This window comes from Oligella sp. HMSC05A10, assembly GCF_001808335.1.
Classification (GTDB): Bacteria; Pseudomonadota; Gammaproteobacteria; order Burkholderiales; family Burkholderiaceae_B; genus Oligella; species Oligella urethralis.
Genome location: NZ_KV792928.1, coordinates 27,525 through 48,240, shown reverse-complemented (window position 1 = coordinate 48,240; position 20,716 = coordinate 27,525). Strand labels below are relative to the sequence as shown.

General features: G+C 48.9%; 15 protein-coding genes. 12 read left to right on the top strand and 3 right to left on the bottom strand.

Going from position 1 to position 20,716, the window contains the following annotated elements; translation table 11 throughout:
- From HMPREF3144_RS06965 to HMPREF3144_RS06910, 12 genes are all read left to right on the top strand, one after another.
- On the top strand, positions 1–1,296 hold the full coding sequence (locus tag HMPREF3144_RS06965) for a DotU family type VI secretion system protein (protein ID WP_018025379.1): 1,296 nt from the start codon (positions 1–3) through the stop codon (positions 1,294–1,296).
- Positions 1,293–4,922, top strand: coding sequence for a type VI secretion system membrane subunit TssM (tssM, locus tag HMPREF3144_RS06960; protein ID WP_070477131.1), 3,630 nt, complete (start codon positions 1,293–1,295; stop codon positions 4,920–4,922). The genes HMPREF3144_RS06965 and tssM overlap by 4 nt, the downstream gene beginning before the upstream one ends.
- 2 nt (positions 4,923–4,924) lie before the next feature.
- Positions 4,925–5,653: a type VI secretion system-associated protein TagF gene (gene tagF, locus HMPREF3144_RS06955; protein ID WP_048767415.1), complete on the top strand. Its 729-nt coding sequence runs from the start codon at positions 4,925–4,927 to the stop codon at positions 5,651–5,653.
- Between the two features lie 27 nt (positions 5,654–5,680).
- Positions 5,681–7,921, top strand: coding sequence for a hypothetical protein (locus HMPREF3144_RS06950; protein WP_070477128.1), 2,241 nt, complete (start codon positions 5,681–5,683; stop codon positions 7,919–7,921).
- A 68-nt stretch (positions 7,922–7,989) separates the two neighbouring features.
- On the top strand, positions 7,990–9,045 hold the full coding sequence (tssA, locus tag HMPREF3144_RS06945) for a type VI secretion system protein TssA (protein WP_070477126.1): 1,056 nt from the start codon (positions 7,990–7,992) through the stop codon (positions 9,043–9,045).
- A gap of 58 nt (positions 9,046–9,103) precedes the next feature.
- Entirely contained in the window at positions 9,104–9,640 is a 537-nt protein-coding gene (gene tssB, locus HMPREF3144_RS06940; protein ID WP_018025384.1) for a type VI secretion system contractile sheath small subunit, read from the top strand.
- Positions 9,641–9,651: 11 nt separating this feature from the next.
- Positions 9,652–11,151, top strand: coding sequence for a type VI secretion system contractile sheath large subunit (tssC, locus tag HMPREF3144_RS06935; RefSeq protein WP_018025385.1), 1,500 nt, complete (start codon positions 9,652–9,654; stop codon positions 11,149–11,151).
- A 10-nt stretch (positions 11,152–11,161) separates the two neighbouring features.
- Positions 11,162–11,986 (top strand): type VI secretion system accessory protein TagJ, encoded by an 825-nt coding sequence (locus HMPREF3144_RS06930; protein ID WP_225792227.1) that lies wholly within the window; start codon positions 11,162–11,164, stop codon positions 11,984–11,986.
- Between the two features lie 13 nt (positions 11,987–11,999).
- Complete coding sequence (gene tssF / locus HMPREF3144_RS06925) at positions 12,000–13,901, top strand: type VI secretion system baseplate subunit TssF (RefSeq protein ID WP_036557808.1); 1,902 nt, start codon at positions 12,000–12,002, stop codon at positions 13,899–13,901.
- A gap of 87 nt (positions 13,902–13,988) precedes the next feature.
- Entirely contained in the window at positions 13,989–14,570 is a 582-nt protein-coding gene (locus HMPREF3144_RS06920; RefSeq protein ID WP_081941480.1) for a thermonuclease family protein, read from the top strand.
- Between the two features lie 40 nt (positions 14,571–14,610).
- Positions 14,611–15,594, top strand: a complete 984-nt coding sequence (locus tag HMPREF3144_RS06915) for a hypothetical protein (protein WP_070471117.1) — start codon at positions 14,611–14,613, stop codon at positions 15,592–15,594.
- A 108-nt stretch (positions 15,595–15,702) separates the two neighbouring features.
- A complete protein-coding gene (locus HMPREF3144_RS06910; RefSeq protein ID WP_083290415.1) occupies positions 15,703–16,326 on the top strand; it encodes a T6SS amidase immunity protein Tai4 family protein in 624 nt (207 codons plus the stop codon).
- Positions 16,327–16,400: 74 nt separating this feature from the next.
- Here the strand turns inward: HMPREF3144_RS06910 and HMPREF3144_RS06905 are convergent, their stop codons facing one another.
- The 3 genes from HMPREF3144_RS06905 to cydD form a co-directional block, all read right to left on the bottom strand.
- Positions 16,401–17,132 (bottom strand): transporter substrate-binding domain-containing protein, encoded by a 732-nt coding sequence (locus HMPREF3144_RS06905; RefSeq protein ID WP_036557804.1) that lies wholly within the window; start codon positions 17,130–17,132, stop codon positions 16,401–16,403.
- Positions 17,133–17,222: 90 nt separating this feature from the next.
- Positions 17,223–18,905 carry a thiol reductant ABC exporter subunit CydC gene (gene cydC / locus HMPREF3144_RS06900; protein WP_070477122.1) on the bottom strand — a complete coding sequence of 561 codons (1,683 nt, stop codon included), beginning with the start codon at positions 18,903–18,905 and terminating at the stop codon, positions 17,223–17,225.
- Positions 18,902–20,716: a thiol reductant ABC exporter subunit CydD gene (gene cydD, locus HMPREF3144_RS06895; protein ID WP_070477120.1), complete on the bottom strand. Its 1,815-nt coding sequence runs from the start codon at positions 20,714–20,716 to the stop codon at positions 18,902–18,904. Before cydD ends, cydC begins: the two co-directional genes overlap by 4 nt.

Genomic DNA, 20,716 nt, shown 5'->3' with positions numbered 1-20,716 from the left:
ATGTCTTCTTCAGACTATAGCGATTCTAAAATGGGGCCGTGGGGAGCGGCCGGTGTTTTTCAGTCCGCACAGGCGAATGAGCTACGCCCGGACGATTATGTTATCAGTGGTTCTAACCCTTTAGTGGCTGCCGCCAATCCTTTATTGGTGTTGATTCCTCAGCTTAGAAACTCCAAATCGCATGAGAATTTGGACTTGTTGCGTGAGCGACTGGTCGATGAGATTCGACAGTTTGAGCTAAGAGCGCAGCATGCCGGGGTGCCAAATGAAACCATTCTGGGGGCGCGTTATTGTCTTTGTACCGCGCTGGATGAGGCATGTGCCTTGACCCCATGGGGTGGTCACGGGCAATGGTCAGGCAAGAGCTTATTGGTCACCTTTCATAATGAGACCTGGGGCGGAGAGAAGTTTTTCCAGTTATTGGCTAAGCTGTCACAAAATCCTAGTACCCACATTGATTTATTAGAGTTACTGTATTTCTGCTTAATGCTGGGTTTTGAAGGGCGTTATCGGGTGATGGATAACGGCCGCACGCAGCTAGAAACCTTAAAGCAACGCCTGCTCTTAACCCTCAAAAATGTACGCGGGCAGTATCCACATGCCTTATCACCCCATTGGCAAGCTGAGGCTATCTTAAATCAGGTCAAACGCTTACCCATCCCTCTTTGGGTGGTGGCCCTGGCGGTGGTGTTTTTTGGCATCTTGGCGTATCTCGGCTTTTCTTGGTTATTGGGTAGCTCATCCGATAAGTTATTTTCTCAGATTGTCCGTGTGCAGCCACCACGTATGCAAATACAGGCGCCAGTAGAGCGACGTACGGTACCGGTGCCCGATCGTTTGGCCACTTTTTTAGCTCCTGAAATTCGTGAGAATTTATTGACCGTGCGTGATGAAGCGGATCGAAGTGTGGTGGTGCTCCGAGGTGATGGCTTGTTTGAGTCCGGCTCAGTGCAGGTAAGACAACAGTTCTTACCGGTGTTAAGCCGCGTGGCGGATGCCTTAAATGGCACGGTCGGTGCGATTTTGGTCACGGGTTATAGCGATAATGTGCCGATTAGAACGCTGCAGTTTCCATCGAACTGGGAGCTATCGCAAGCGCGTGCGGATTCGGTCAAGGCCTTATTAGAATCCCGTTTGCGTGAGCCGAATCGAGTGCGCGCCGAGGGTCGGGGTGAGGCAGAGCCGGTGGCGCCGAATGACTCGCCTGAAAACCGTGCTAAAAATCGTCGAGTTGAAATTACCTTATTAGTCTCACCCGTGAGTGAACAAAGTCAGTTAAGAGAGCCGCAGCGATGAGTTGGTTACTTGATTTACCCAGTCGAATATTAAGTTTTATTTTTAGCCGCGGCTTATGGACTTTTGTGGGTTTATTTATCTTGGCGTGGCTGATCTGGTATATTGGCCCATCGATTGCGGTGGGGCAATGGTATCCCTTAGAGGATAGGCAAGTACGCATTTATTTGATCGGGGCAATTTTCGGGATTTGGCTACTTAGACTGATCTGGCGTAAATGGCGTGAAGGACGCTTAAATGCACAGCTGTTAGGCAAAATTCGTCAACCTAAAAATGACGCTGCGATTAAAGACTTACCGGCAGCAGAGCAGGAAGAGATTAAGATTCTTGCCGAGCGGTTTAATGAGGCCGTCACCTTATTAAAGCATGCACGCTTTGAACAGGGTGCTGAGCGCTCGCCCTTGGCGCGTTTTTCTAAGCAATATCTGTATCAATTGCCTTGGTATGTTTTTATCGGGGCGCCCGGTTCGGGTAAAACCACAGCCTTAATTAATTCAGGATTAAACTTTCCCTTGGCCGAAAAGTTCGGTAAGGTGGCGCTCAAAGGGGTTGGCGGTACGCGTAACTGTGACTGGTGGTTTACCGATGAAGCGGTGTTATTGGATACGGCAGGACGGTATACCACGCATGAAAGTGATCCGACAGGCGATGAAAAAGAGTGGAAGGGCTTTCTTAATCTACTGACCAAGTACCGTGGCCGTCAACCGATTAACGGCGTGATGTTAACCGTGAGTGTTGCCGATCTGCTCAGTGCTAATGCGACGGATAGAGCACAGCATGCCTTAGTGTTAAAGCAACGTCTGCAAGAATTGCGTAATGAATTGGGCATTGAGTTTCCGGTTTATGTGCTGGTCACCAAAGTGGACTTGCTCAACGGCTTCGAGTCTTATTTCAATGACTTGAGTATGGAGGAAATGCAGCAGGTATGGGGCTTTACCATTCCCTATGAGCAGTCGCAAGCTAAAGGCTTTGAGTTGTTACCTGCCTTTGATAAAGAGTATTTACTGCTGCAGGAGCGCCTGTTTGACTCATTGCCCGACGTGATGATGCGTACGGGCGATGAAAAGCATAGAGCGCTAGCGTATGCCCTACCACAACAGTTTGCTAATTTGCGAATGATTTTAGGCAGCTTTTTAAATGATGTCTTTTCTAATTCCAAATTCGAGCAACGAGTCATTCCGCGCGGGGTGTATTTCACCAGTGGTACCCAAGGTGGCTTAGGTTTTGATAAGGTCACGGCGCAGTTAAAACGCTATATGCGGCTTGACGGTATGCAGCAACAGCAGGGCCTGTCAACGACTGAGGGCGGTAAAAGTTTCTTCCTAAGAAAGCTGCTACAAGAGGTGGTGTTCCAAGAGGCTGGTTTAGCTGGCTTGAATCTTAAGTGGGAGCGCCGTAAGCGCAAGATTCAATGGACAGCTTACGCTGTGATGGCCTCTGTCTTTGCGGTAGCACTATTGGTGTGGGGTAATAGTTATTTTAAAAATAAAAGCTATCTGGCACAGGTTGAAGACAAACTACCACCACTACAAAAGCTGTCGGAGGATATTAAGATCACTCAAACTGGGGATGTGCTGACGGTTTTACCTTTTTTAAATAGTACCTTGTTATTGCCGGATGGCGCTGATTTTAAAGTCGATGACAGTCCTTGGAGCTACCATTTTGGCCTTTATCAAGGTAATAAAATCCAGGCGGCTGCCAATAGTGTTTATCAGGATGCGCTGAAAAATGTCTTATTGCCGCAAGTGGCAAAACGGGTTGAGGCTTCTTTGCGTCAAGCCGGTCCTGCGGATTTGGAATTATCGTATGAGGCATTGCGGGCGTATTTGATGATGTATGAGCCTGAGCACTACGATGCCTCGTATATGAAGACGTGGATTTTGGCGGATTTGAATGCGGTATTACCCAGCAATTTCACGACCGAGCAGTATCGTTTGCTAGAACAGCATATTGATAATTTGGTGGGTGGCGGTGTTTTGGTTTCGCCCTTTCCTAAGGATGAGACGTTGGTTGCAGAGGTGCGCGATAACTTAAACCGGGTGTCGATGGCACGCCGTGCCTATAGCCGGATTGAGCGTATTCTCACCGCCGAAGCCGGTACGCCGATGAGTGTGATTAGTTTGGGCGGTTCGCAGGCGGCCTCTGTCTTTAAAAGAGAAAGTGGTAAACCCTTAAATCAGGGGGTGCCGGCTTTTTTCTCTTTTAATGGTTACTGGAATGTCTTTGATAAGCGGGTTGAGCGTGAAACCATTCGTTTGCGAGAGGATGATGTATGGGTCTTAGATGCTGAAGCTAAGAAGCTCGCTGATGGTAGTGATAAGAAATTAGTCGAAGATGTGCGCGTGATCTACTTTAATGAGTACGTTAAGCATTGGGATGCTTTTTTAGCCGATGTGGCCGTGGTAGTGCCTGATAGCTTGGTCGGCGCGATTGAATTGGCACGTACCTTATCTTCTTCCAATTCGCCCTTAACCCGTTTTGTGCAGTCCGTGGCAAATGAAACTACCTTATTACGAAGCGATGATAAGAATGAGCGCTCCATCGTCGATCGTGCCCGTGAACGAGCTACGAGCACCACCTCCTCATTGACCAGTATTATTGGTCCGGTCGGTGCCGGTAATTTAGTGCGCACTGATGCGGGACCAGAGCGTTTAGAAGAGTTGGTGGATCGTCACTTTGTACAATACCGCGAATTGGCGACCGGCGTGGGTCAAAATAGCGCCCCGCCAATTGATTCAACCGTGAGCTTATTAAGTGAGCTATATACCTACTTAACGGCAGCGGATACGGCGCTTAGAACGAAAACACCTTTACCCACAGCCGACGTAATTTCTAAATTACAGGCCGAGTCAGGTCGTTTGCCGCCTGCGGTTGGTTCGATGCTTAATGATTTATCCGTGCAGGCGGCAGCCTCAGTGAATTCGGTGCAGCAAAAAAATGTAGGCGAAGATGTGGATGCGATTTTGGGCAATTTTTGTCGGCAGGCGATTGCGGGACGCTATCCCTTTAGTCAGTCGACACGTGATATTGCACCTAATGACTTTGCCCGTTTCTTTGGCCATGGGCAGATGATGGATGAGTTTTTTCAGAAAAATATCAGTCATTTAGTCGATATGAGTACACGTCCATGGCGCTTTAAACCGGGCGTTGATGGTAGCAAAGGTGATATTGCCCGTTTCTTATCCTCCTTTGAAAAAGCCAGTGTGATTCGGGATGTGTATTTTTCAGCGGGTAATCCTGCGCCCTCCTACAAAGTGTCCATTCGTCCGCTAGATATGGACCCCGGCATTATGCAATTTATTTTAGATGTGGACGGTCAGGTGTTGACTTATGAGCATGGTCCGCAAGTTGGGGTGACCATGGATTGGCCGGGCCAACGCGGTAGTAATCAGGTGTCGATGAGTGCCAGTACGCAGCAGGGTAGCTCCGGTTTATCAACCTCTGGCCCGTGGGCCTTAAATCGTCTACTCGATCGTGCGTCCCTCCGTCAAGGGCGCTCTTCCGAGGTAACCATTGCTACTTTTTCTTTAGGGGGTAGAAGCGTCACCTTGGAGTTTACGGCCTATTCGGCTAAAAGTCCTTTCCGTTTAAATGAAATGCGTAGCTTTGTCTGTCCGGGGAGAAACTAGGGATGTCATCTTCAGCTTATACGCCGAGTATTGATGATCTGAGTCGTGCCTTAGGGTGGTACGGCAAACTACCTGCTGCCGGTGATTTTGTGCGGCGACGTCTTAGTTCAGAACTAGTAAATTGGTGGCATCGCTGGTTGGAGTTAGGTTTGCCTAGTGTTAAAGAGAGTGATACCAAGCAAAGCCTATTTTTTCATGCACCGATTTGGAATTTTGCGCTGCCTGCCAGTCATGGTTGTGATGTGGTGCAGCTTGGTTGTGTTGCGCCTAGTCGCGATCGAGTCGGCAGACTCTATCCTTTATTAGTTAGCTTATATGTGCCACCGAGCTATTTTGAGCCACAGTTAATAGCGGGTTCTGCACGTTTTTATCAGCAAATTGGTAAGTCCTTATTACAAGCTGTGTCCTTGGGCTGTTCGGTGGAGCAATTCGATCGTAGTCTGGCGGATATCAGTTTAACCATGACGGCCATGCTGAAGCGTCATAGCGCAGTAGCTACCCCATCCTGTGGTGATGATATTTTGTCCATTTTAAATGAGGGGCATAGCACAGCGCCGACTGAGCAGCTAGAGGAAGAGGGTTCTTCCTGGCCCAATTTAGCGAATTTTTTCGAGCCCCAAGGTAGCAACAGTTATTGGTGGACCAATCAGGCAACGGGTGCGGCTTTGCGTGCACAAGTGCATGGTGGTGCACCGAATGCCGCCTTATTTAAAACGCTTTTTCTTGCTTAACTAGTTTAATTTTAAAAGATTGAAATTATGTTGATTAATGTACAAGTGTCCCAAGCCCTTAGTCAGGTGCCTGCGACTTGGAAACCCTTACGGCAAACCGCATTGTGGACTGATAAGGTCAGTCTTGGAGACTTGCAAGACTTACTGGCAGATTTACGCTTAGGGCTGAGTCAACTGCATCAGCAAAATCGCTATTATGGGCTATGGTCTTTAGATACGATCTTTCAAGATGGAAGTGGGCGCTTTCACCTATTGCCGGGGGTTAGTCAGCAGCTAAGCAAAGAGCTTGATCAACAACCCTTGTTGCCTGTGTGTGCAGCGTTTGAGCAATTTACCGAGGATGCGGCTTGGCCTTTAGGTGAACATACGGATGTGTATGGCTTGGCGACCTTAATGCGTTTTTTAATTTTAAAAACGCAACCGCTAAGTGCGATTAATCGCTTAGTTAATGAGCAAGAACGTTTGACCAACTTGGGCTTGGAAGATCGCTTTAATCGACAATATTTACGTGCCATTGATATGGCGACGGCGATTGAAATTAAGGATCGTATCAGCACCATTGATGAGTTTAGTGAGTTACTTGGTTTGCCACCGCTGCAACATGCCCCGGGATTACGCACACAAGTAATCACAGAAGCGCCGCTGTCCGCTACTACTGCCTCAGTGGTGGCGAGGCCAACGCCAGTGCAGGAGGCTGCAGTTGCCCCGCTGGGTGATCTAAGGTCAGATGAGACCGTAAGCGATGTGCCGGCGGCAGCGCTAACACAAGACAGCGCATCAGAGCAAGCAACCGTGCTTGAGCCAAGCGCTCGACAGGAAGCGGACACTGCTCAGGCGCAGCCGCTTGAGGAGGCGCCGCTGATGGAGCAGACTCAGTCTGCCGATCTAGTCACAAGCGCAGCAGAGGCAAAGGATGCCTCCATCGGTCTAGAGGAATTAGGTATGGGAGGGGCTCCGCTAACTGCTGTGCCACCCGCTGAAGCAGCAACACAACAGTCCACGACGGCTGAGGGGTCTAGCTCAGCAGAGCCAAGAGAAAGCAGTGCGATGACGAGTGAGACAGCCACAGCCACCACGGCGACGAGCAGTGTGTCACCGTTAACGCCTACATCAGCCACGACCCCAGCAGAGGAAGTGGGCACCAGTGCGGATGCTGAGGGATCAACAACAGCACCGGATGAGCCATTTGACTCCTTAAAAGCGCAGAAGCAATCATTGCAAAAACGTCCTCAAAAATCCTCAAAACGATTGATCTATCCGGCGGCGGCGATTGCCTTAGTTGTGATTCTAAGTACGCTCTTTTATTTATTGTTTAGTAAAGATAGTGAGCAACAACAAGAGGCGATAGAAGCGCAAATTGCACAAATGCAAGAAGCAGCTGAAGCTCAGGCAGAGCAAGCAAGACAAGCGGCATTAGCCCAAGCTGAAGCAGTTAGCGGCGCTGTAAACACACAAGTAGCACAAACCGAACAGAGCATGCAAGGCACCATGGAATCGCTATCGACGGCAGCACCTACGCCGCAGCTGGAGCAAGCAAATCAAGCGCCGGCTCCTAACGTAGAAACCGCAGTACAGGAGGAAGCGCTTAGTGATAGCGAAGAGCCGTCGCCAGCGTCTTCGGATGCCACCTTGTTAAGCAGTTTGGTGACAGCGCCTGCGGAGGAAAAGGAGACGACAGAAGCTACAGCGAGCGAATCAGAAGCTACAGTGGCAGGTGTAGAGCAGACGCCATCTGCAGCTGTATCCGAGGAGGCGCTGGTGCGGGACGAAGCCGCCGCAAGCGCCACCACCGCCACATCAAGCGTGACAGAAGCACAAAATCAGCCAACGGAGTCGCCTGCAACAAGTACGCTGGGCAACGATAATGCAATGGCTGCACAGGATGCTGAGCGTCAGCAGCAGCAAGCCTTGGAGCGTGAGGCTGAGGAACGTCGTCTGGCGGCTGAAAAAGAGCGTGAAGAACGACAAGAGCGGTTGCGTTTAGAGCAGGAGGAAAAAGAACGTCAGCGCCTACAGGCACAAGTGCAGGCGGATAAGGAAAGACGTGAGCGTCAACAGGCCATGGGCACCTTAAACTTAGATATTCGCCCTTGGGGTAATGTCAGTATCAATGGTCGCGGCTATGGTGCTAGTCCACCGCGTAATAGCATACGCCTAGCGCCAGGTACTTATAGCGTGGTCGTGACCAATGGTGATTTGCCGGCATATCGTACCAGCGTCACGATTCAATCGGGTGGCCGTACTACCATCAGCCATCATTTTGAATAGCGGGCTGTCATGTCAATGTCATATGGTCGTCATATTAAGTTAATAATCAAAAGTTAAGATCGTCGATTATGGTAACGTTTGAAGAAATTGCCGGTTCTTTTAGTAATGAAAATTGCGGTGAGAACTTAGAGTATAGCCAAGAGTTTTTGGCCTTGACGCGCTCCTTGGAGTATAAGCCTGAGCAGCAGTTCGGTGACACCATTATTGAAGCGGAGTCACCCGAGTGGAATCAAGCAGAGCGCCAAGCCTTAGCACTGTGCGCCAAAACATGTGATGTACGGGTATTGGAGATGCTGGTACGCACATGGGCGGCACAACATGGCTTGCCGGGCTATGCCAATGGCTTGGAAATCGTGTTTAAGGCCATTAGTGCGTTTTGGGATGGCATTCACCCGCCCTTGGTTGAGGATGACGGTTATGAGGATCCATTGCCCAGAATTAATGCGCTTAATGCCTTGGTGACCGTTGATGGTGTGTTAGGTATTTTACGCTCTGCACCGATTTTAAGTGGCACCTATGGTCAGCTCAGCTTGCGCGAGGCGGAGCAGGTTATTGATGGCTCAAAAACGGATTTTCCGGGTGGCCGCGGTCGTTTAGCAGAGATGCTGAGCCAAGCCAAAATTACTGATGAGGCTGAGATCAATGCCCTTTATCAGGCGCACAGCTGGTTGCGGCAGATTGAGGAGCTGGTGCTTGAAAAGCTAGGCCATGAATGGCGTCCCGAATTTAATCAAGCCCTTCAGTTGTTTGACGTCATTATGAACGTCGTCGGCAATCCACAGCCCGCCAGCACTGAAGCTAGCTCAGCGCCTGAGGAATCGAGCAATGCACAACATGCGGGCGAGTCGAGCCATCAAGCTAGCCAACTTAGCAAAGTAGAAGCAATTAAGGAGGTATCTTGGAAAGAGCTCAGTATCAGTACGCGAGCCGATGCCATCTTAGCTTTGGAAAAGGTCTGTAGCTACTTTGAAGTGCATGAGCCGAGTCATCCAGCGCCTTTTTTAATCCGTCGAGTCCAACAAACCATACCGTTGAACTTTTACGACATGATTAAAAACTTGGTGCCGGGCAGTCATGAGCAGTTCGATATTTGGTTAGCAAAAACAGAGGATAACGACGAATAACTATCGTCATCATAGCAACATCGTTTAGGTTTAAAGATTAGTTTTTTGGAGGATTTACATGCAACGTAAAAAAACCGCAAGCGGTCAGAAGTTTATCTCACGTAACCGCGCCCCACGAGTACAAATTGAGTATGACGTTGAAATTTACGGGGCTGAACGTACTATCCAATTGCCTTTTGTTATGGCGGTAATGGCTGACTTGGCAGGTAAATCAGAAGTACCTAAGACCGATGTGAGTGAGCGTCAATTTATGGAGATTAGCATCGATAACTTTGACGATCGCATGAAATCCATTAAACCACGTGTTGCGATGCAGGTTGAAAACACCTTAACTGGTGATGGTATTTTAAATGTGGATATGACCTTTGAAAGCATGGAGGACTTTAATCCAGCCAATGTGGCGCGTAAGATTGAGCCCCTAGCAGAGCTACTCGAAGCGCGTACGGAATTAGCTAATTTACTGACCTATATGGACGGTAAAATCGGTGCTGAAGAGTTGATTAACCAGGTTTTACAAAATCCGGCCTTATTAAAATCATTAGCCGCTGCACCAAATACAACAGCAGAAAAAACCACCACGGATGATGAGAACTAGGAGATAGTGGGATGAGTACAAGTTCTTTAAAAGATGTTGAAATGCAACAACAGCTTGGTGCAGAGGATGGTCTGGCATCGCTGTTACAAAAAGAGTTTAAACCTAAAACCGATGAGGCGCGTGACGCTGTACAAAATGCGGTTAAAACCCTAGCTCAGCAGGCCTTGGAAAATACGGTCACGCTAACATCTGACGCCTATTCGACCATTCAAGAAATTATTGCTGAGATTGATAGAAAGCTGAGCGAGCAGATTAATAAAATCCTGCATCATCAAGAGTTTCAGGCACTCGAAGGTGCTTGGCGTGGCTTACATTATTTGGTTAATAACACGGAGACCGATGAGCTCTTAAAAATCCGCTTTATGGATATTTCTAAAAAGGAGTTAGGCCGTACCTTAAAGCGTTATAAGGGTGCTGCTTGGGACCAAAGCCCTATCTTCAAGCGTATTTATGAGGAGGAGTACGGTCAATTTGGTGGTGAACCTATTGGTTGTATTGTCGGTGATTACCATTTTGATCACAGCCCACAAGATGTTGAACTATTGGGTGAAATGGCTAAGATCGGTGCGGCGGCGCATTGTCCTTTTATTTCTGGGGCCGCACCCTCGGTGATGCAAATGGACTCATGGCAAGAGCTCTCTAATCCGCGTGACTTAAGCAAGATTTTCAGTAATACCGAGTATGCCGCTTGGCGTAGTTTAAGAGAATCTGACGATGCGCGTTATCTTGGTTTAACCATGCCACGCTTTTTGGCGCGCCTACCCTATGGTGCTCGCACGAACCCAGTGGATGAGTTTGATTTTGAAGAAGCGGTGGATGGTGCCAATCACGACCACTACACGTGGGCTAACTCCGCTTATGCGATGGCTGCCAATATCAACCGCTCATTTAAGGAATACGGTTGGTGTACTTCTATCCGCGGGGTTGAGTCCGGTGGTGCGGTAGATGGTTTACCGGCACACACCTTCCCGACCGATGATGGGGGGGTGGATATGAAATGTCCTACTGAAATTGCCATTAGTGACCGTCGTGAAGCAGAATTGGCTAAAAACGGTTTTATGCCCTTAGTACATCGTAAAAACTCGGATTTTGCTGCCTTTATCGGTGCCCAATCGCTACAAAAGCCAGCCGAGTACGATGATCAGGACGCAACAGCCAATGCCCGTTTAGCGGCTCGTTTACCGTATTTATTTGCTTGCTGCCGTTTTGCTCACTATTTGAAGTGTATTGTGCGCGATAAGGTGGGTTCATTTACCGACCGTGACGATATGGAGCGTTGGTTAAATAACTGGATTATGAACTATGTGGATGGTGACCCGGTTAACTCCTCACAAGAGACCAAGGCGCGTAAGCCATTAGCGGCGGCTGAGGTGCAAGTGACTGAGCTACCCGATAATCCCGGTTACTATGCAGCTAAGTTCTTCTTGCGCCCACACTATCAACTAGAGGGCTTAACCGTGTCCTTGCGCTTAGTGTCTAAGTTGCCTTCATTAAAAGACAGTGAGAAGTAATTAGGAAATCATGATGAAAGCAGCCTTAAGCACTCAGCTTTTTAAGACACATTCGATTGATGAGGTGCTTGCAGAGATCAAAAATGCGGTGCGTAAAAAGCCGGATAATGCGGATCTACGTGCCCAGTTGTTTCAAGTATTAGCCCTCAAAGGCGACTGGCAACGGGCCGTTGATCAGCTCAAACTCAGTGCCGAAATGAATCCGCAGGCGCAACCGGTAGCGATGATTTATATCAATGCCATGAATGCAGAGAGCGAAAGAGCAAAGGTGTTTGCAGGCGAGGCGATGCCAGCGGTTTTTGGCACGCCGCCTGAGTGGTTTGCTTTATTGACCCAAGCATTACAAGAAGACAATCCGGACCAAGCGGCTGCCTTTAGGCAACAAGCCTTAGAAATGGCGCCCATGATTGGCGGTGTGCTAACAAGGCATGATAATAGCGAGCAGACGCAGGCGTTTGAGTGGTTGTGCGATGGGGATGGACGCTTAGGTCCCTTACTTGAATTTATGAGTAATGGCCGTTATGGTTGGATTCCGTTTGAGGCGATTGCCAGTCTGCGTTTGATTCAAGCACAAGGGCTTAGCGATTTGCTGTGGGTGCAAACTGAGGTATTGATGCTGGATGGCCGCTCACATGTGGGTCTGGTGCCTGCACGCTATCCTGCTCAGCTCGATTATGCTAGTCAGACCGATGCCTTAAACTTAGTAGCGCGTACTGAGTGGATTGCCTTATCTGAAACTATTTATCAGGGTCTGGGCCAAAAAATGCTGATGAGTGATAGCAACGAGTACGGTCTATTGGAAATTGCTGAGATTCGTTTTGATGCAGGCAATTAAGTGTTAAGCGCCCATGGATAGTGAGTTTTTAGAATACTATAATCGCGAATTGAATTATATTCGCGAGGCTGGCAGGGAGTTTGCCGCGCAATATCCCAAAATCGCTGGTCGGCTAGGGATGCAGGGCATTGAGGTTTCTGACCCCTATGTTGAACGGCTATTGGAGGGTTTTAGCTTTTTAACTGCACGCATTCATATGAAAATGGATGCTGAGTTTCCGCAGTTTACGCAAAATCTATTAGAGGTGCTACACCCACATTACGTGGCACCTACGCCCTCTATGTCGGTAGTGCAATTTCATCCAGACACTAAGCGGGGTAATCTAAATCAAGGCTTTAAGGTCAAACGGGGTACGGTGTTACGCGCACGCCTGAACGATGATAAGGAGCTTCGTTTTACGGTGGGGCAAGCGCAAGAATTGCGTCCGCTCACTTTGGAAGAAGCAGAAATCAGTGGTGTGCCGGTTGATTTACCGCTTAAGCGCATGGGTTTTAACGGGCGCAATCAGCCGGTGGTGATGAGCTCCTTGCGTATGCGCTTTAAGGTGGAGGGTGGCGCCACCCTGAGTGGCTTGCAGGACTTTGATAAGCTGAGCTTTTTTCTAAATGGCAATGATATGATTACCCATCAATTGCTGGAATTGATCATGGCGCATACCCTTGCGGTAGTGTGTCATGATGATGCACGACCAATGCGATGGATGAATCGTTTGGATAAAAGCGCAGTGAAGCATGAAGGCTTTGACTCAGAGCAGTCGATGCTGCCATTAGATCCGCGCGTGTTTCACGGTTATCGTATCTTGCATGAGTACTTTGCCTTTCCTCAACGCTTTATGTTTTTCAGTATTAATAACTTACTAAAAGGCCTAAAGCTACCAGAGGAGTTGATTCAAGACAAGGATAATAAGCACTTTGAAATCACATTTTTGTTTGATCAGAGTTTTTATGATTTAGAGGCTAATGTTTCAGCTGAAAACTTTTTGCTGAATTGTGCACCTATTATCAATTTATTTCCTTATAAAGCAAATCGCATCGCCGTGACGCCTAATTTACATGAATATCATGTGGTGCCAGAGCGCGCCAAGCCCATGGATTATGAGGTCTATAGTGTGGATCGGGTGGAGGCTATGCGTGCGGGTCAACGTGGTAGTCAGCCATTTAAAGAGATGTTTAGAGCTTTAGGTGCTGATAGTGATGAGCAGCATGGCTATTTCTCGGTGCGACGAGAAGAGCGCCAACTATCGGATACGGCGCAGCGCTCCGGTACCCGTACTTCGTATATCGGCAGCGAGGTTTTTATCAGCCTATCTGACCCCAAACAGCCACCCTTTGACCAAGAGATTGAGGCCTTGTCGCTGAACTTAAGTTGTACCAATCGCGATTTGCCCTTGTTATTAAGAGCGGGTGATAAGATTGATTTTCGCTTTAGCGAGTTTATGCCTACACAGGGCCTGAGTTTATTACGTGATCCTTCTAAACCGCGACCGGCCTTGGCGCGTGGCGCCTATGCATGGCGCTTGCTTAGTCATTTAAATTTAAATTATTCCAGTTTGATGGATTTAGATGAGGAACAAGGTGCGGCAGCCTTGCGTGAATTGCTGCGTATTTATGCCAATGTGGCTGATAGCGGTATTAGCAAGCAGATTAACGGTATTCGTAAGGTCTCGATTACGCCAATGCACCACCGTATACCAATGCCAGGGCCGATACTATATGGGCGCGGCGTCAAAATTGAGCTTGAAATAGATGAGCTGGCTTTTTCAGGTATCAGTCCGTATTTATTAGGCGCTGTGTTAGAGCAGTTTTTTGCTCGTCATGTCTCAATTAATTTAATGACGGAGTTGGTTTTAAAAACCCTGCAGCGTGGTGAAATTGCTCGTTGGCAACCGCGCATGGGTGCTAGACCAGTGGCCTAAGTGCTGGCGCCACGATGCTTAAAATATGCTAGGACAAATTAAGGGATTTTTGTGCGTTGATGCGCCATTTGTTTATATACTAGCTAAATGGATAATGCAAAGCACAAATTAGTCATGCTATGGCGTTTTAGCGTCTTACTGCTGTTAGTACTTAATCTCTTATTGGCCTGTCAAAACCAAAGCGCAATCCGCTCGCTGCATCAAGCAAGCGAGGCGACGGCTGAGTCGGTGGATGAGAGGGAGGTCGCAGCGCAGTCCGTATTAACGGGACGTGTGGTCAAAGTCTCAGATGGGGATAGCATCACCTTGCTAGACATGAATCATAAGCAGCATCGGGTACGTTTATCACAAATTGATGCGCCGGAGCAGAAACAGCCCTTTTCCCGTGTGGCCAAGGAGGCCTTAGCTGATTTGATTGCGACGAAGGAAGTACGGCTGCAGATTGAGGGTAGGGATCGCTATCAACGCTTATTAGCCGAGGTTTTTATTGGTGATACTAATGTCAATTTGTGTATGGTCAGACAGGGCTATGCTTGGGCCTATACCCAGTATGTGAGGGATAATCAGTACCTTGAAGCACAGCAAGCTGCGCAGCACGAAAGACTTGGGCTGTGGCGTGATGCTAATCCTTTGGCGCCTTGGGAGTACAGGCGGCAACAGCGTAAGTAGCATGATCCTTTAAGTTTAAATTTTTTAAGAGAGGTGAGTAATGGCTAAGTCAACAATTAAAAAACCCGTCATCATCCTGGTGATACTGGCGTTGATTGCCGTGGGCGCTTGGTTCTTTATACAAAAAACTGCCACTAATCGAGTCGAAGAGGAAGTGCAGCAATTTTTAGTGCAGCATGAGCTACAAGATAGACTGAGCTACGCCAAATTAGAGGCCAGTCCTAGTGGCACGGTCACGCTGCACAAGGTAACTTTATTGGACGATGAGGGTGAGCTGTTACTCAGTGCGGATGAAGTCAAGTTAAATCGTTTCAAGGAGGAGCAAGATTTTCAGGAGGTCGATTTTACGATTAAAAACATCGTGGATGTGAGTGGTGAGCTGTTCCAGGAGGAGTTAAATGCGCTGTTCGCAGAAATTGATAAGCCCGCACCACAGCATCTTGATGTGGCTTCTTACTATAAATTGGACGGCGCAGCTGGGGAGGTGACGCTTAAATCAAGTGTGCTGATTCCGGATTTTCTAGAAGTGGGGGGCATGTTAAATTTGGCTAATCCTGCCGCTGTGTTAGATCTATCAAATTACTTAGCGGCTAATCCTGATGTAGAGGAAATGACCCCTGAATTGATGAGCTTATTAGCTAAAATCACGCTTAAGGATCTGAGCTTAGAGTTGAAGGATAAAGGCGGTGTACCGTCGCTGATGCAGCTCGTTGAAAAGCAGCAATTAGCTGATGAGCAAGCCACGCTGACAGCATCAGAGCGCGAGCAAATGGTGCAAATGAAGCTGGCGCAGGCTAAGCAGGAGTGTATTAATACAGCTGGCCTTGCGATGGTGGTCGATGATCTTGAAAGTGCATGCACTAAGTTATTCGATTTTTTAAGCAATCAACGTTCTGATATCAAATTTAAGGCGAGCGTGGTGAAGCCAATCAGCGTTGAAGAGTTTATGATGTTGTCCTTGATGGGGGCGATGCGTCCTGAGCAATTCTTTAATGAGTATCAACCAAGCATTGTGATTGAGTAATTCATCACTGCTGCTTGAGCTTTGTGCTCAGGTCGCAAGGTAGGCGGTTGAACTTTAAGATGGCGTACGGTCTAACTAGCATCGCTGTTATTGATAGGAATCGTCGTGATGAGAGGATTGACTTGTTATCGTATGCACGCTGCCTTAGCGCTTAGCACAATGATCGTGCTAGCTGCTTTGAGCTCCTTGGTGTTTGCCGCCACAGCAGAGGAGCCGCCCTCACTGACTGATGGGGCTGCCCAGCGCGAGACTCAAGCGCAAGCACCGGATTACGCCGTGTTGCAGGAGTTACGAGATTTTGATCCGGACATTGTGGATCTGAGTCCTGCCTCGGCAAGGAGTTATCAGCAGGTTTTCAAAGATGAGGTCTTAGCCTATTGCATCAGTACGGCTTATCATGAGAGTGCAGAGGTAGCAGCCGATGCGCTGTATACGGCCGCTGCATTGCATAGTTGGAGTCGCTATGAGTTGGCAGCGATGTTGAGCCAGGTGCCACCCCTAGTTAGCCGCTATTTAGAAAGGCCGTATCGCGCGGCTAGTCGTGCCTCAGACGAGCCAGAGATGGGGGCTGAGAGCGAGCAGCTAATGCCTCAAGCGTCGAGTGAGCAAGCGAAATTACAGCTACTCAAGTGCCTCGATCTCTACCATAGTGCGGAGTTGGAGGAGCTGGCTCAGGCCCATGTGATTGATCCCAGCCGTAGCTACGCCGAAGATCATGCGGTCATACCGTAGCTCAAGCGGTCGAGGTGCTGATAACGCACTATCCGGCACCGCTTGCTTGCTCGCCCTCACCGGGTGAGCGCTGGCTATTTAGCGACAATGGCACCCTGTGCTTGATTGGCATCTAATATTTGCTGTACTTCACCACCGGCTTTCACTTGCTGTACGAATTGATTGAGATAGTCCGCCGCTAAATCACCGCGTTGTTTAGCGACCCCCATCGCCTGAGGAATTTCCATAAAATGACCGGGTAAAATGCGTACTGCGCTACCAACACGTGCCGCATCTAATTCCAGCTGTTGCTTTACGCCGGCGGCGACTTCGTAGCCATGAGCCAAGAAATGATCAACCACCTCTTGAGAACTGGCGGCACGGATAATTTCAGCATGCTTTAAGCTTCGGCTTAGATGTAAATCATAGGCACTACCTTGACCGACCACCACCCGCTTGCCTTTATGATCGACCTCCTCAATGCTTTGAATCGATGAGTGTTGAGGCACCATATAGCCACCCTGAATCACAACATAGGGTTGGGTGAAGCTAACTAACTCGGCACGCTCCGGATCAATGGCAAAAAAACCGATATCGGCATTGCCGGTGGCGATATAGTTAACCGCCTCCGCGGCCTTTTTAACCGGAATTAACTTCAACGGTAGACCTAATTGCAAGGCAAATTTCTTTGCCAAATCAACCGATACACCACGTACCACCTCATGCTCCGTGCCTGGCTTTGCGAGAATGGCATTGCCCAGATTAATCACAGCGCGAAGTTCACCGGTGGGAGCGAAAATCTTTTTTAAATCGAGTTGGTCCTGCATTATCCTCTCCTCTAAAGATTAAATTTAAGCGATAGCTTAGCAGCACGTTTGCTTAGCGTCTTAGCCAAGCCTTAGCGGGGTACATAGGCTTTAGTGTATACGAATTAACTGACCGTTTGTTAGTTGATAAATTTTATCCACCGCGTTTGGCGGTAGTGTTGCATGGGTCAACAAAATCACCGAACGACCTTGTGTGGCATGGATTAAATCATGCAAAAAGGCTTGCTCTGCTGCCCGGTCTAAGCTTTGTGTCGGCTCATCTAAGGCTAGGATTTGAGCCGGTGATAGCAGTGCTCTAGCCAAGCATAAACGGCGTGCCTGACCGGCTGAGAGGGTACGACCGCCTTCACCAGTCCAGCTATCCAAACCCTCAGGTAACTGACGCACAAAATCGCCTAAGCGGGCGTTATCCAAGGCCTGCCATAAGCTGTCGTCATCGGCATCTGGCTTGGCAATTAATAAATTACTGCGGATGGTACCTAAAAATACCGGTGCATCTTGACTTAAAAATGCAATGCGTTGATGTAGTTGTGCAAGTGGTGCTTGACGAATATCAAGGCCACCGTAACTGATGCTACCGGCATCTGGGTCATCAAAGCGCAAGAGTAGATTTAAAAGGGTTGATTTGCCAGCGCCGCTTTTACCGATAATCGCAATACGCTCAGCCTTGGCTAGTGTGAAGGAAATGCCTTTTAAAACTTCTGGTCCTTTGGCAAGACCATCAGCCGTGGGATAAGCATAGTGCACTTCATTAAAAAGCAAGCTACCGGCTAGCGGCAAGTCCTGCGTCTGCTCGCTATCGACGATGTTGGCTTGGCTGTGGCTTAAGGCATCAATACGTTTGGCAGCGGCAGCCGCACTACCTAGGCGTGAAGCCCCTCGCATAATGGGCGCAAAGACCTCAAACACACCTAATACGGCTAAAACCAAGCCAGCCCATACGGGTCCGCTCAGCTGCCCTTGACGTAGTCCGTCAATCCCAAAGTACAGCATGCCTACAAGGCTTAGGCCAGCGAGTAATTGCACCACGGCTTTGCCATTGGCTGCTAAAAACGATTGCTGTTGACGTGCTAGTGCCACCGCGAGACATTGCTTGGCAAAGGCTTGTTGCGCTTGTTGGTGGGCACCAAGCGCAATTAAGTCGGCGTGAGCCGTGACCGTGTGTACGCTGGTATCACGTAGCGCAGCGACATTTTCTTGTACGATTGCACCAGGTTGCTGGGCTTTTTTGGCCAAGTAAAGTGGCACGATAACCGTGCCTAGCAATAAACAAAGCGCCAGTAAGAGGGCTGCTGCTGGTAGATAGGCAGCGACAACGATGGATAAAATAAAGCCGATCACTAAGCCCGTAATAATCGGTGCCACGGCAAATAAATACACGGTATCAAGCGCGTCCACATCACCGGTTAGACGAGCAATGAGATCGCCGTCTTTATACTTGGCTAATTGTGCCGCATCCAGGGTTAATAAACGTCTAAATACACTACCGCGCAAATCAGCCAGGAGGCGTAGGGTGGCATCATGGCCTATGACACGCTCCACATAGCGACTTAAAATACGTATAAAGGAGAGGCCGCGTACCAAGGCTGAAGGCGCAAATAAATTAAAGGTCTGCCAAGCGGCCACCAGTGCAGCACCGGTTAAGAACCAACCGGCCACACCGAGTAAGCCTACGCCCGCAGCCAGCGTCATCAGGCTTAGCAGTAGCGCTAATACGAGTGCGCCAGCTCGTTGTTTATATAAGGGGGCTAGTACACGCCAAATGGCTTTCATAGGTGCATCTCCTGCAAGAGCCTGCGTTTATCTAGCGGCACCAGTGTTTGATCTTGTAGACAGAAGACGCTATCAGCCCTCAGCGCTACCACCGGGTCATGCGTTACCATTAAGAGACTGCGGCCCTTGGCAAAATGCATTAAATTATCCAAGACCATATCACGCGTGCTCGCATCCAAATTGGAGGTCGGTTCATCTAATAAAATCACTGAGGGATTCGCGAGAAATAAGCGTGCTAAGGCCAAGCGTTGTAATTGACCGCCAGAGAGACCATAGCCGCGGGTAGCGATAGTTGAATTGAGCCCGGCGGGTAATTCAGCGATAACATCCTCCATTGCTGCTAGCTGCACCGCCTGTGCTAAAGCCTGATCATCAGCTTGCGCTGAGGCTAAGCGTAGATTGTCGGCAATGCTGCCAGCAAAAACATAGGGGTGTTGGCCGATTAGCATTAAATGCTGCCGTAGTTGTGCCTTCGACCAGGAGGATAGCGGTAGCCCAGCTAAATTAATGCTGCCGTCAGCCGGACGGAGGGCAGCCAGTGTTTCGAGAAGCGAGCTTTTGCCGATGCCACTTGCGCCCATAATGGCAATGGATTGGCCCTTTTTTAGGGTAAAGGATAAATCCCTAATCAGTAACTGTTCACGTCCTGGTATAGGAATATTCAAGGCCGTTGCGCTTAAGGCACTATCATGGTCGGCTGAGTCAGGCGCTGTGCTTAGCGCATCAGCCTCAATCGCTGCACGCTCAGTGCTCTCCCTGTGCGCTGCCGTGGGGGCTGTAAAATCTGCGCTTAAGCGACCAAATAGCTGATGCATTTCAGCCACGGCAGCACGGGCATTGGCTCGATCGTGATAATGTGCGGCAAATTGCCGGAGGGGGTTATAGACTTCGGGTGCCATTAATAGGCAAAACATCCCAGCCTGTAGCGTTAAGACACTTGCGCCACGCAAGTTAATAAATTCTAAATACGTTAGACCGATATATAAAGCGGTACCCGCAACCCCGAGGGCAGCAAAAAACTCTAAGGTGGCAGAAGATAAAAAGGCCAAGCGTAGTACAGCCATGGTTTTATTGCGTAACAGCTCGCTTGCTTCAACGACACGATTTGCTTCGGCCTCGGCCTGACCATATAGTTTGAAGGTGGAAAGACCACGTAGCCGATCCGCAAAAAAACCGGACAGGCGCGTAAAAGCCTCTAAATGTCGTCGACTTGCCGCCTCTGCACCCCAGCCCACTAAGGCCATAAACAAAGGAATTAAAGGGGCGGTAAGTAATAATAACAAGCCTGCAACCCAGTCCACAGGCAAGACAAAGAGGGCAAAAACGATGGGCAAAAAAGTGCCAGCAATCAGTGCTGGCAGGTAGTGTGCAAAATAGCCGTCAAAGGCCTCGACCTGCTCCACCAACACACCGGCGATAGCACCAGAGGCTTGTTGGCGACTCCATGCGGGACTGCGACTTAGGATATCGGCAAAGAGTGATTGACGGACCAGGGCTTTGATTTTTTCTGAGGCTTTGATGCCGGCACGCTCACCTTGCCAAGTGATGAAGGTGCGCGTGACTAGCAATAGCAGAATCAGCGCAATATCCAATAGCAGCGCTTCTTTAGCCAAGCCTTGCACGATGGCTTTATCTAACACACCAGCTAACAGCCAGGCTTGAATTAGCAGCAAGAGGCCTGAAAGGACTGGCGCCATAATGGCAAGGCTTAAATAGCCCTTGGCCTGTTTTGCCAGTCCCCCTAAGTAACGTGATTGCTCACGTGGTAATTTTAATAGGGTCGCGGCCGGATCGTGCTCGGCTTTTGCCAT